Source organism: Ruegeria sp. I3, assembly GCF_056532525.1.
Window position 1 is genome coordinate 26,461 of record NZ_JBQFNI010000013.1, and the last position, 12,627, is coordinate 39,087.

Annotated in this window: 11 protein-coding genes and 1 pseudogene; 2 read left to right on the top strand and 10 right to left on the bottom strand. The window is 56.7% G+C overall.

What is annotated here, in order from left to right:
- Nucleotides 1–10 precede the first annotated feature (10 nt).
- Both ACR0L9_RS19840 and ACR0L9_RS19845 read right to left on the bottom strand, forming a co-directional pair.
- Nucleotides 11–1,252 carry an MFS transporter gene (locus tag ACR0L9_RS19840; protein WP_170397806.1) on the bottom strand — a complete coding sequence of 414 codons (1,242 nt, stop codon included), beginning with the start codon at nucleotides 1,250–1,252 and terminating at the stop codon, nucleotides 11–13.
- Between the two features lie 105 nt (nucleotides 1,253–1,357).
- Nucleotides 1,358–1,759 (bottom strand): DM13 domain-containing protein, encoded by a 402-nt coding sequence (locus tag ACR0L9_RS19845; RefSeq protein WP_480896504.1) that lies wholly within the window; start codon nucleotides 1,757–1,759, stop codon nucleotides 1,358–1,360.
- Nucleotides 1,760–1,957: 198 nt separating this feature from the next.
- Between ACR0L9_RS19845 and hslU the strand changes: the two genes are divergently transcribed.
- A complete protein-coding gene (gene hslU, locus ACR0L9_RS19850) occupies nucleotides 1,958–3,265 on the top strand; it encodes an ATP-dependent protease ATPase subunit HslU (RefSeq protein WP_170425348.1) in 1,308 nt (435 codons plus the stop codon).
- A 97-nt stretch (nucleotides 3,266–3,362) separates the two neighbouring features.
- Nucleotides 3,363–4,460 carry an alpha/beta hydrolase gene (locus ACR0L9_RS19855; protein WP_480896505.1) on the top strand — a complete coding sequence of 366 codons (1,098 nt, stop codon included), beginning with the start codon at nucleotides 3,363–3,365 and terminating at the stop codon, nucleotides 4,458–4,460.
- On the opposite strand, the gene ACR0L9_RS19860 is transcribed toward ACR0L9_RS19855, so the two are convergent.
- The 8 genes and pseudogenes from ACR0L9_RS19860 to ACR0L9_RS19895 all read right to left on the bottom strand — a co-directional run.
- Nucleotides 4,461–5,282, bottom strand: a complete 822-nt coding sequence (locus ACR0L9_RS19860) for an ATP-binding cassette domain-containing protein (RefSeq protein ID WP_480737858.1) — start codon at nucleotides 5,280–5,282, stop codon at nucleotides 4,461–4,463.
- A complete protein-coding gene (locus ACR0L9_RS19865; protein WP_480896506.1) occupies nucleotides 5,279–6,277 on the bottom strand; it encodes an ABC transporter ATP-binding protein in 999 nt (332 codons plus the stop codon). Before ACR0L9_RS19865 ends, ACR0L9_RS19860 begins: the two co-directional genes overlap by 4 nt.
- Nucleotides 6,268–7,404, bottom strand: coding sequence for an ABC transporter permease (locus tag ACR0L9_RS19870; protein WP_480896507.1), 1,137 nt, complete (start codon nucleotides 7,402–7,404; stop codon nucleotides 6,268–6,270). Before ACR0L9_RS19870 ends, ACR0L9_RS19865 begins: the two co-directional genes overlap by 10 nt.
- 4 nt (nucleotides 7,405–7,408) lie before the next feature.
- Nucleotides 7,409–8,413 (bottom strand): ABC transporter permease, encoded by a 1,005-nt coding sequence (locus ACR0L9_RS19875; RefSeq protein ID WP_170566562.1) that lies wholly within the window; start codon nucleotides 8,411–8,413, stop codon nucleotides 7,409–7,411.
- Nucleotides 8,414–8,474: 61 nt separating this feature from the next.
- Nucleotides 8,475–10,514: an ABC transporter substrate-binding protein gene (locus ACR0L9_RS19880; RefSeq protein WP_170425335.1), complete on the bottom strand. Its 2,040-nt coding sequence runs from the start codon at nucleotides 10,512–10,514 to the stop codon at nucleotides 8,475–8,477.
- A gap of 20 nt (nucleotides 10,515–10,534) precedes the next feature.
- Nucleotides 10,535–11,428 (bottom strand): DeoR/GlpR family DNA-binding transcription regulator, encoded by an 894-nt coding sequence (locus ACR0L9_RS19885; protein ID WP_170397781.1) that lies wholly within the window; start codon nucleotides 11,426–11,428, stop codon nucleotides 10,535–10,537.
- A 178-nt stretch (nucleotides 11,429–11,606) separates the two neighbouring features.
- On the bottom strand, nucleotides 11,607–12,446 hold the full coding sequence (locus tag ACR0L9_RS19890) for an EamA family transporter (RefSeq protein WP_170407899.1): 840 nt from the start codon (nucleotides 12,444–12,446) through the stop codon (nucleotides 11,607–11,609).
- A gap of 2 nt (nucleotides 12,447–12,448) precedes the next feature.
- Nucleotides 12,449–12,627: pseudogene (locus ACR0L9_RS19895) on the bottom strand (iron-containing alcohol dehydrogenase); the annotation flags it as partial.

Consider the following 12,627-nt stretch of genomic DNA (forward strand, 5'->3'; position numbering starts at 1 on the left):
CGGCTGCTCTTTACGCCAATAGCGCTTTGATCTCTTTCCCCTTCCACCTCAGATGCATCCCGATCAGGCCCATCAGGGCAGTGACAATGACGATATAATACGGCACGCGGATGTCGATGCTCATCAATCCGCCTCCGATCAGGGACATGATACCGCCTGCTAGGCAGAACACGGCTGTGGTCACGCCCATGACCCAGCCCTGATCCGTTTCGGCAACGCTGGATGAGAACAGGCCTAGCAGCGTCGGGTAAGAAACGCCGAAGAAGAAGTAGAAGAAAAAGACCGGAATATAGCTCAGCACCCCGCTGGGGCTGAATGCGAAGGCAAAGCCACAGATCACCATGGTGACCAACGAGGTGTAGATGATCTGGTGCTTGCTGAACCTCTCTTGCGCTGGTTTCACAAGGAAAGTGCTGGAAAAGGCCAGCGCAACGCCAATGACCACCATCGCCATGCTGCCCCCTATTACGCCATAACCCCACGCGCTGGTCAGGAAGTTGTCGACGAATACATAGAAAGTAACGTTGGCGACCATGAACAGGGCGTAAACTGGCATGATCTTCAGAACCAGCGGGTGCTCGCGCACAGCTATGAGGCTGTCGGTGATGTCGCGTGGGCGGAAAACAAAAGGTTCACGCTCGGTTCTGGTATCCTTGAAGAACGCGGTCACAAGAAAGATTGCAATCAGGACCAGTACAAACGCCCCGTAGAAAGGCGTTTTCAATGTCGCCGCGCTGCCCAATAAGGCTGCATCGGACAGAACCGCGCCTATGATCGGTCCTCCGACCAAGCCAAAGCTGACACCGGTCACGATGTAGCCCATGTTGCGGTCGCGGTCGGCAGCGTCGGTGCTGCCATCGATCATTGCCGCTTGTGCGATGGGCTGATTTCCAGCCGTAAACCCGGTGATCGAACGACCAATGATCAGCAGAAGCAGGCTGTTGAGATAAAGCGCGGCGATGGTCAGGGCGTAACCGACCAGCGCCCCGGTCAAACAGACCAGAAGAGCATTCTTGCGCCCGATAGAGTCTGAAACTTTCGAGACATAGACCACCCCCAGAAACCAAGACAGGAAGAAGCAGCCGATCACCAGACCATAATAAAAGTGCCTTGTGCCCATGGCCGTGCTTTCCGGCAAGAAGCCGGACTTCGTTTCCATGATCAGGGAGTTGATGATGGGAAACACCAGCCCTTGTCCGATCAGGTCAACAAAGACCACAAACAGCAGGGTGATCTTGGCAATCTTGGTCATGAAAACGCCCCCAGTTCCAATATCTTGGGGCGAGTGTAACAGACAGTTGCCCTGTCACCTAACGGCGTGTCAGAGGCCGGAAAGCCCGACCCCTGAAGGGTGTGATTACTTCAACGAAGCAACGCCCAGCGGGACGCCGGCAACCTCGCACCAAATGTAAACTTCGTTGTAGCCCGAGACATCCATGGTTGGTGGCACGGCATAGGATTGCTTGCCGGTCAGGTGCAGCAGCGCGCCCAGTTTGCTGTCTGGGGCGTATGTGCCGTCCTTACCAAATGCGACACGCGGGTCGGGGCCGTTGTCCAGCGAAAAGTCGTCGCCCAGTTCAACGATGTAACGCTCGCCATCTTTGACCAGTTTTACCGAACCGGTAGTGACGTGGTTCGAGCGGCCTTCAAATGTGCCTTTCTTTTTTGCGCCACCGGCCAGGGCAGCGGTGGTGCCGACCAGAGACAGGGCCGCGCTAGTAGCTGCAGCTTTCACAAAAAGCGAACGACGAGTCATCATGATGAGGTATCTCCCTAATGTCATACGGACGCAGAGTCCGTCGCGAAAGGTTATGCCGCAGACGCTGTGCATCTGGCGATTCACATCACCACGAAATTCCGTGTGCTGCCCGTGAGTTGCCGTGATCTTCTCGTGATCGGCTTGTGTTTTCGCGCCGTATGATTAGGTTCCGCTGCGAAACATACGGATAGAACACATATGACCGACCTGACCCCGCGCGAGATTGTCTCGGAACTGGACCGCTTTATTATCGGGCAGAAAGACGCGAAACGCGCCGTCGCCGTGGCGCTACGCAACCGCTGGCGGCGCAAGCAGTTGCCAGATGACATCCGCGATGAGGTCTATCCGAAAAACATTCTGATGATCGGACCCACCGGCGTTGGCAAGACCGAGATCAGCCGCCGTCTGGCCAAACTGGCCCGCGCACCCTTCATCAAGGTTGAAGCCACCAAATTCACCGAGGTCGGCTATGTCGGTCGGGACGTTGAACAGATCGTGCGTGATCTGGCTGACGCCGCAATCCTGCAAACCCGCGAGTATATGCGCGAGGATGTCAAAGCCCGCGCCCATCAGGCCGCCGAGGATCGCGTGATCGAGGCGATTGCAGGAACCGACGCCCGCGAAGCGACGCGCGAGATGTTCCGCAAGAAGCTGAAAGCGGGTGAGCTGGACGATACCGAAATCGAGTTGGAACTGTCAGATACCACGAACCCGATGCCGATGTTCGATATACCGGGCCAGCCGGGTGGTCAGATGGGGATGATGAATCTGGGTGATATCTTCGGCAAGGCCTTCGGTGGAAGGACCGTCAAGAAACGCATGACTGTCGCTGAAAGCTATGAGGCCTTAATTGGGGAAGAGGCCGACAAGTTGCTGGATGATGAAACCGTCAACCGGGTGGCTTTGGAAGCGGTCGAACAGAACGGCATCGTGTTTCTGGATGAAATCGACAAAGTCTGCGCCCGATCCGATGCGCGCGGAGGCGATGTCAGCCGGGAAGGGGTTCAGCGCGACCTGCTGCCTCTGATCGAGGGCACCACTGTCAGCACCAAACATGGCCCTGTGAAAACCGACCATATCCTTTTCATTGCATCCGGTGCGTTTCACATCGCCAAGCCCTCGGACCTGCTGCCAGAACTTCAGGGCCGCTTGCCGATACGCGTGGAACTGCGCGCCCTGACAGAAGAGGATTTCGTACGTATCCTGACCGAGACCGACAACGCTCTGACCCTGCAGTATACTGCCCTGATGGGCACTGAAGAGGTCACGGTCAGTTTCACCGAAGACGGGATCGCAGCCTTGGCCCGGATTGCGGCGGATGTGAACCAAAGCATCGAGAATATCGGTGCGCGGCGGCTTTACACGGTGATGGAGCGCGTGTTCGAAGAGCTTTCGTTCACCGCACCGGATCAGGCGGGGGCTGAGATCACCGTCGATGCAGGTTTCGTGAATGACAATCTTGGCGAGCTGACAAAATCCACAGACCTCAGCCGTTACGTTTTGTAACAGGTGCCAGCCGGATTTTGCCAATGAGTCGTGCCCTCAGGCTGGACGCGGGGCGGGAATACGGTAGCGTAGCCCTGTAACTTCACAGGGGCAGAGCGTGCTGCGCTATTTCATCATCATTGTGACGCTGTCTGTGCTGACCGCCTGTGCGGATCGGTCTATCACAGAGATCACACCCGAAGCCCTTAGGGTCGGCACCCCCGCCACGGTCTTTGCCGCCACTACCCGTGCGCGCGAGCCGGATGGCAGCTACGGAGCTAACCGTGCCGAGGCATTGCGTTACCTTGAGATGACCGTCTCTATTCCGCCGTCGCACACGCCGGGTGAACTCGAGTTCTCATACGCGAACCCGAATCCGAACAAACAGTTTGTCGTGGCCGAAGTTACCGAGTTCTCGGGTCCGCAGGATCTGAAGTCCCGTCTGCGTGGCGTGGATGACGTGGTCATCTTTGTTCACGGGTATAACGCCACGCAGACCGAGACCGCATTTCGGGCCGCTCAGCTGAGCCATGATATCGGTATCCCCGGAACTATTCTGATTTATTCCTGGCCCAGTAAGGCACGCGGCACCGGTTACGCCTATGATCTGGACAGTATGCTGTTTGCCCGAGACGGGCTGGAACAGACCATTAGATTGCTCAAATCAATGGGCGTAAAGCGGGTCGTCCTGATAGCGCATTCGATGGGCAGCGCCCTATCGATGGAGATGATGCGGCAAGCCGAACTGCGCGAGCCGGGATGGGCAAGCCGCAATCTTGAGGGGGTCATCCTGATCTCACCTGATCTGGATGTGGATCTGTTCCGATCCCAGATGAACAGCATCAAGAGCCCGCCCGACCCGTTTGTGGTGATGGTGTCCCAGAAGGACAAGATTCTGAACCTGTCGGCTCGGCTGCGCGGCACCGCGGACAGTCAGAGGTTGGGTAATATCAGTTCGGTCGACGCATTGGCCGAATATCCGATCAGCGTGATCGACACGACTGCATTCAACAGCGATGCGGGATCATCTCATTTCGTGGCGGCGACGTCTCCGGCGCTGCTGGCCATTCTCAGTTCGGTCCGCCGGGTCAGCAACACCTTTGGCCCCGACCGGCCTGGCATCGATGTCCTTGTCCCACCCAGCGAGCGCAGCGCAGATGGCGCGACTGAGATTGTGCTGACCGAGACCGGACAGGCGCAGGTCAGCGCGCCCTGATCAGGCACGCATTCGATGATCGGGGTCCAGCGATGGGATCGCATCCAGCAACCGCTTGGTATAGTCTTGCTTGGGTGCGGCAAACAGTTCGCGCGTCGGGGCGCTTTCGACGATCTTGCCGTGATACATCACGACTACAAAATCGCAGGTATGGGCCACAACCGACAGATCGTGGCTGATGAACATGAAGGTCAGGCCCATATCTCGCTGAAGGGATTTCAGCAGGTTCAGGATATCCGCCTGAATCGACACGTCCAGCGCCGCCACGCATTCATCGGCAACTACAAAACGCGGGTTGCAGGCCAGAGCCCGCGCGATAGAAATCCGCTGACGCTGACCGCCCGAAAACGCGTGCGGATAGCGTCGTAGATGTTCAAGGTTCAACCGGCATTTGCCCGCAATCTCGCGAACCCGCGCATCGGTTTCCTCACGCGATGCGGTCAGGCCCATCACATCCAGCGGTTCGGCTATGATATCACGCACGGTCATCCGAGGACTAAGCGCCGCGTAAGGGTCCTGAAAAATCAACTGAGCCCGACGGCGATAGGACTTGAGATCGGTTGCCGACATTTTGGTCAGATCGAACTGCTCTTCACCATCATCATAGCTTGCGCCACCGCTGGTGATTGGAACCGCATTCAGCAATGCGCGGCCGAGTGTTGTCTTGCCCGAGCCGGACTCGCCGACCACTCCAACAAATGCCCCTTGCGGGATTTCGATCGAGACATTGTCGACCGCCTTCAGCGTGCGCTTGTTAAACAACCCGCCACCAAGGGGAAATTCGACTGACAGGTTTTCGGTTTTGATCAATGCTTTTGTCATGGCTGGCCTGGCACGTCTTCGGGGAAAATGGCTGCGAAATGGCCGGGGCTGACCTCGGTCAAGGGTGGGCGTTCCGTTTCATATCGCGATCCGGGTTTGAGTTCCGGGTTGCGTGGATGGAACACGCAGCCTGATGGCCGCTCCAGAGGTGAGGGGATATCGCCAGGGATCGGGGTTAGCGGTGCGTCCAGATCATCGAGTTTGGGTAACGCGTTCAGCAGGCCACGCGTATAGGCATGTGCCGGATGGCGGATCACTTCACGCACAGGTCCGCTTTCCATGATCCGACCCAGATACATCACCGCAACCCGGTCGGCGGTTTGGGCGACGACGCTTAGGTCATGGGTGATGAAGACGATGCCCATGCCGAACTCGGCCACCAGATCCTTCATCAGATCCAAAACCTGAGCCTGAATGGTCACGTCCAGCGCCGTTGTCGGCTCATCCGCGATCAGCAGTTTGGGCTTGGTCGAAAGCGCCATGGCGATCATCGCCCGCTGACGCATCCCGCCCGACAATTCGAAAGCGTATTGGTTGAACCGGGCCGCTGGTTCAAGGATACCCACCCGGTCCAGCATTTCGATCGATAGTTCTTTGGCCTGCTTTTTGCTGAGGTCCGTGTGGATCAGCAACTGTTCAACCATCTGCTTGCCGATAGTGATCGCGGGGGCAAAGCTGGCCATCGGCTCTTGGAAGATCATACTGATCGCCCCGCCGCGCACAATCTCCATGTCCTTGGGCCGCTTCAGCGCCATGATATCAACCGGGCCGCTGTCGAGATGCAGATCGATCCGGCTTTCCGGTGCATAGATCGCGTTGGGTGGATTCAGTTTCATCAGTGATTTTGCTGTCACTGATTTCCCTGATCCACTTTCGCCGACCAGCCCGAGCACCTCGCCTGGGGCGAGTGAAAACGAAACATCCTCAACCGCCGTGATCAACCCTTCATCGGTTTTGAACTGAACGGACAGGTTTTCGACATCGATCAAGCCCATTTGCGGGTCTCCGAATAAGGATCAGCCGCATCGCGCAGGCCATCGCCAACGAACACGAAAGACATCACGAGAACGACAAAGAAGATGACCGGGATGAAATACCATTGGTAATTCAGCAGAACATCCGCCTTGGTCACATTCTGCAACATCACGCCAAGTGAGTTGACCGGATCTTTCAGCCCCAGCCCGATAAAGCTGAGCGCGGTTTCGCTGAGGACCATATAGGGGAACGAGATCACCAGATCGACGATGATGTAACTGGTGAAGCTGGGCAGTAGATGACGCCGGATGATGTGGCCCGGTGATGCGCCGCAAAGCTTTGCTGCAAGCACATATTCCTGATTGCGTTCGGTCAGCAGATGGGTGCGAACTCGCCGTGCTAAAGTAGGCCAGCCGACCAATCCCAATATGGCTGTGATGACAAAGAATCTTGTTTCGGCCGACCATTCCGGCGGGATAAAGGCCGCAATCGCCATGAACAGAGGTATGGCCGGAACCGTACGGATCGCATCGGTGATCATTTGGATCACACTGTCGACCATTCCACCGTAATATCCGGCCACCCCTCCGATCGCGAGCGCCAGCACGAACGAAATCATCACCCCAAGCGTTCCGACCTGTAGCGACGTCCAAACCGCATGCAGTGTACGGCTGAAGATATCCTTGCCGGCACTGTCGGTTCCGAACAGGTGAACATAGCCCTGATCGACACCAAACAGGTGGATGTTACCGGGAATGACTCCAAACAGCTTATATTTGTCGCCCCGAACGAAGAACTGGATATATCGGCGTTCATCCTCGTTCACTTTCTCGACCCAGCGGAAATTGGTCGCCAACGAGCGTTCGCGGGTTACCCCGTGCAGGAACGGGCGGATCGAGCAGCCATTCTTGTCGCAGAATTTTGGAATCTGCGGGGCTCCGTTCAGATAGTCTTTGTCACGCCCTGCGGCGGTCGGATCGTAAGGCGACAGGAACGGAGCAAAGATGCCCGACAGGATCAGGACGACCAGAACTGTGGCCGCAATCATCGCCGCGCGCTGTTTCTTGAATCGGGCCCAGATCAACTGACGCTGCGAGGCGGTGAAATAGGCTTCTTTTGCCTTTTGGTTTTCGATTGTCGCAGTCATCTGGTCACCTGAGGATACTTTTGCGCACGCGCGGGTCGATCACCGCAAGCAGAATGTCGGTGAAGAAATTCAACGTCACGATTGATGCCGTCAGCAGAAAGATGATGGCCCCCGCAAGTTGCTGATCATTGGACCGCGCCAACGCTTCAAGCAAAAGCGCCCCGGCTTCGGTCAATGTCAAGATCAGCGCCACAATGGGCAATTCGTTGAAGATCCGGTTCAGGTCAAAGCCAAGGCTATTGACGATCGGCCCCAGCGCATGACGGGCCGGATAGCGCCATAGCAGGCGGCGGCCATAAATGCCCCGCGCGGCAGCAGCGGTGACATACAGCTTCCCGATCTCATCCGACATCAACGCGCGCACGGTCTGCAGCGCAAAGGCTGTGGCCGACCAGCCCAGAATGAAGATCGGCAGCCAGGCGTGTTTCAGCAAATCGAGGAACTTGCCCCAAGACCAAGGCGCTTCTTTGTACTCGGGCGAGAACAGCCCGGTCAGTGTCTCGCCGAAATAAACGGTTGAAACCAGCATCACCATCAGGGCCAGCAGGAAGTTCGGCATCGCCAGACCCAGATAGCTGACGATCCGCAGCGAGTTGTTCAATACTGCACTGCGCGAGGCGGCAGAAATGATGCCCACAGGGATTGCAATGGCATAAGCCAGCGCCAAAGCGCCAAGGCAGATCCACAGCGACAGCCAGAACTTGTCGCCCAGCAGCTGTGCAATATTCACCCGCAGGATGCAGCTTTCGCCGAAATCGCCACGAAATGCCCCTGACAACCAAGTGGCCCATCGGGTTAGGAACGGTTGATCCAACCCCAGTCGGGCGCGTTCTGCTGCAACGTCAGCAACGGTGATCGCGGACCCTTGGGTGTTTTTATACGCCAAATAGCGCTCGGCACAGTCACCGGGCACCAGTTCCATCAGTGAAAAAACAATCAGCGATACGATGACCAAAGTGACCAACGCCATAACCGCCCGGGTGGCGGCAAATCTGCAGAATTGCAACATATCTGTCCCCGCGGGATGCGCGAAGGCGGGCGCGGGCGCCCACCTTCTTATCTTCTCAACCTTATTCGCTCAGCCACCACTGGGCGGGGCGGTAAGGATAGGTCCGATAGAACTCGTAAGACTGCGTTTTGAACTCGGTAAAGTTCTGCAGGTTGTTCGAGTGATAGATCGGGGCAGGAGCATTCACGGTACCCAGGAACAACAGCTCGCCGGTCATGATCTCGACCATCTTCTGCGCGGCGGATACTGACGCATCAGAGCCGGGTGCACTGGACTGATAGGTGTCCAATGCAGCCTTCAGATCCGCGACCCAAGCCGGCGGTTCAACACCGTTTTCACCGTTTGAGCTGATGTATTCAGCCCAGAGCATACCTGTACGTACGTCGAAATAGCCATCAAACGGAGGCACCCAGATCTCGCTGTCCCCGAGGATCGACCCGGCTGGCTGGCTCTTCAGCCATAGGCCCATATCCAGCGAGTTGGCCGTTTGTGCGGCGCGGAATTCGTCGGATGTCACCTCTTTGATCGCGGTGTTGACGCCAACGTCTTTCCAGTTCTGAGCAATCAGTTCCACCAATTGCGCCGAAGCTGGCTGGGTCGAGAACTGCCAATCCAGAACAAACGGATCACCATTCGGCAAGTCGCGGAAGCCATCACCGTCCTTGTCGACAAGACCTACTTCGTCCAGCAGCGCATTGGCGCGCTCTGCGTCGAATTCGATCTCATGGTTCGACCATTTTTCGTCGATGAAATCGGGACGTGGCGAGAAGCCGATGTACTGTGTCGGTGTTCCCAGACCAAAAGCCACAACCTCGTTTAGCTGGTTGCGATCCATCGCAACAGACATCGCAGTTCTGAACCGGATATCGTTAAAGATCGCGCGCTTGGCCTCGTCTTCTGCGGTCACGTTGAAGGTCAGAACCGGATAGCCGATCGAAGGCTTCACCTCGACCGTGTAGTTACCGTTCTCCTGACCTTCGAGCAGCACCGGAGCAGATGTCAGGTTAACACCTTGCGATTTGTAGTCGACCTCGCCATTCAGCAACTTAAGGGTGCGTACTTCTTCGTCCGGAACGTAAGTTTCATCCATTTCCGAAATGTAGGGAAGCTGGTTACCCTGCGTGTCGACCTGGAAGAAATAGGGGTTGGCCACGTAGTGACGACCCTCGGTGCTCTCCTTCACAAGGATATGGCTCTCCAGCGTCGGCATGGTGTCGGTGGGAAGACCCGCCAGTTTGTCACCGGCTGTCAGCATCGGAGATGGCGTATCCATCCAGTCCGAGTTGCCATAATAGGCCTTGATCAGCTCGTACCCGTTTTCATAACCAAGCGCCTGCGCGTTGGCGTCGGCGTTGTCATCCAGCGCCGGGTGGAACTTTTCAAAGAAATGCTTGGGCTGGTAGGGCTGCACATAGGTGAACGAGAATGTCTCGGTCAGGCCAGGCTTGGGCGCGGCAAGGGTAAAGCGGACGGTGGTGTCGTCCAGCGCTTCGACCTTCATCGGCTCACCGCCCGCCAGCGCATAATCCTTCGCTTCGGCGATGACATTGGTGTCCATCATCAGATTGTCGTACCAGAACACAACATCTGCTGAGGTGAACGGTGCACCGTCCGACCATTTGTGACCTTCGCGCAAGGTCACGGTAAGCACGGTGAAGTCATCGTTCCATTCCCAGGATTTCGCCACGTTGGGCACCAAGGTCTGCAGGTCGTCGGAATAGCGGAACAGGTTGACGTGACGCACCGAAAGGAAGTCCGAGGTGCCGCTTTCTGTGGCGTTGGAGAGCGCGTCCAGAACACCGCCATACTGACCTATCGAGTCATAGGGTACGATGACCAACGGGTCAGCCGGCAGACGATCTGCCACGGCCGCTAGATCGCCATTGCCACGGATCATGCCGTTCAGATCCCCAATAGCCGGGTTTTCTGCAAAGCTGAGCGTACAGTTTGCAGCTGATTGAAACTCGGACAGATCAAACTGCTGAGGATAAGCACCGGCTGCGACGCCCTGCATATCCGCGACGGTTGCAGCAGGACAATTGGCCCAGGCCGCGCCCCCGATTGTGGCAAAGGCCACACCAGACATAAGAAGCTTTTTCATGTTTTCTCCCTAGGTTTTGTTTATTTCGTTTTGCGTTTCCGAGAGCCCGATTTGCCCGCTTTGCTTTCGGAGGTTTCTTTGTTCTTTTTTTGCTTCCGGGGCTCTGTTTCATCTGGCCCGGATTTGACATCGTATTGCGATGCAATGTGCACTTGGACCCCAGCTTGCTTGAGAACGGGTGCAAACGCATCGGGTGGCGCGATATCGGTCACCAGATCCGTCACCTTGTCGAACGGGCAAGACACGTTGGCTGCCTTTGCACCGAATTTAGTGTGGTCCGCTGCAACGATCATGCGATGCGTGTTCCCTTGCAGCGCACGGGTCAGATCCGCCTCCAGCGGGTTCGAGGCCAATACGCCTCCAACCAGCGACAGTGCATCCGCGCCGCAGATCACCGCGTCATAGCTGTACTGACACGCCAGTTCTTCAGCCGCACGGCCAAAACTGCCTCGCTCGGACCGGATTACTTCGCCCCCTGCCAGAACGGCGCGCGTGCCATTGTGATCGGCCAGGGATGCGACAACTGACAAAGAGTTGCTAACGACGGTCAAACCCCGCAGCTCACGTAGTTGCTCGGCCACATGAGTCATGGTCGAGCCAACGGTGATGAACAACACCATCTCGTCCTCAAGCAACCCGCAGACCCGCTTGGCGATGTTGGTTTTCTCGTCGGCATTATACTCCAACGCGCCCGAAAACATCGGTGTATCCTGCGCCCGAGACAGAAATGTGCCGCCATGCACACGCTCAACCTTGTTCGCGCGCGCCAGTGCCTTGACCAAACGACGCACAGTTTCCTCAGAGACGTCCATGATCTGGGCGATCTGAGTGTTGCGCGCTGACCCCCCCAGCCGCGCAAGGACATCCAGCAACTCTCGGCCACGATGTGGGATGGTTACGCTATCATCATCCATTTTCAGACTCGGTCACATTTTCGCGCAAAAATCCACAATAAATGTAAATCTTTTGCGACAATTTTGGTTTTTTTGCCTTTTCCGGTCAACATGGCACAGCAAACCTGCAGTTTCATGCGGCGTGACAGGTGGATTTCAGATCTCTTGCAAGAATCATTCAACTCATCCCAGCACGTGTTCATGACGACAATGCGATCAGCGTCACGCCTGCAGCCATCATCACGGCTGCCAGAAGGCGTCGCATGGGATTGCCTTCACCCAGGAACAGAAATCCGATCAGGGCCGCGAAGATCACTGAAGTTTCGCGTAAGGCTGACACGACGCCAAGCGGAGCGAAATTCTTGGCATAAAGCACTAGGCCGTAAGCCGTCATCGACACCATTCCGCCTGCAATCCCAATCGCCCAGATGCGCAGAGGCAAATCAAGCACACGCGCGCCTCGTCGTAGCGCGACAAAGCCCACAACAAAGATATGCAGAACCGAATGCCAGGCCCAATAACTCAGGATGTTGCCTGACACCCGCACGCCCAGGCCATCCACAAGCGAGTAGATGGAAATAAAGCAGCCCGTTCCCAATGCGAAAACAAGCGATGCCCTACCGACCCCTTGCCTCAAAACCGACCAGCTGGACAGTTGAATGCCGGTGGCAATCACCGCGATCCCAATCCATGCCTGCGTCGGCAGATGTTCGCCCGCAAATATCACGGCCCAAAGAGCGACCAGCGCAGGAACCACACCGCGCGCGATCGGGTACACCACACTGAGATCACCATGCCGGTAGGCCTGATTCAGCATGTAGAAATATCCGAAATGAACGACAGTCGAACCTGCCAGATATGGCAGGCTCTCGACATTCGGCAGCGGCAGAACCGCTACCATCAGCGCCCCCGGGATAACATGCCCCAGTGCAACCAGACCCAGCGTGACCGTTCGGTCAGCGGCCGTTTTTACAACCGTGTTCCAGATCGCATGCAGCAACGCGGCCGCAAGGATTATGAGAACGATTTCAGCGCTCACTGTCAGATCGCCGTATTAAACAGCTCAGTGATGTTTTGTTGGTTGAGTTGGATTGGGTTACCTCCGCATGAGGGGTCGATGATAGCGCCCTGGACCAGTTCGGGGATGGCGGCTTTGGTGACGCCGAGGTCGGAGAGATTGCGGGGGATGGCGAGGCTGTCGTTGAACTCTTGCACGAAGC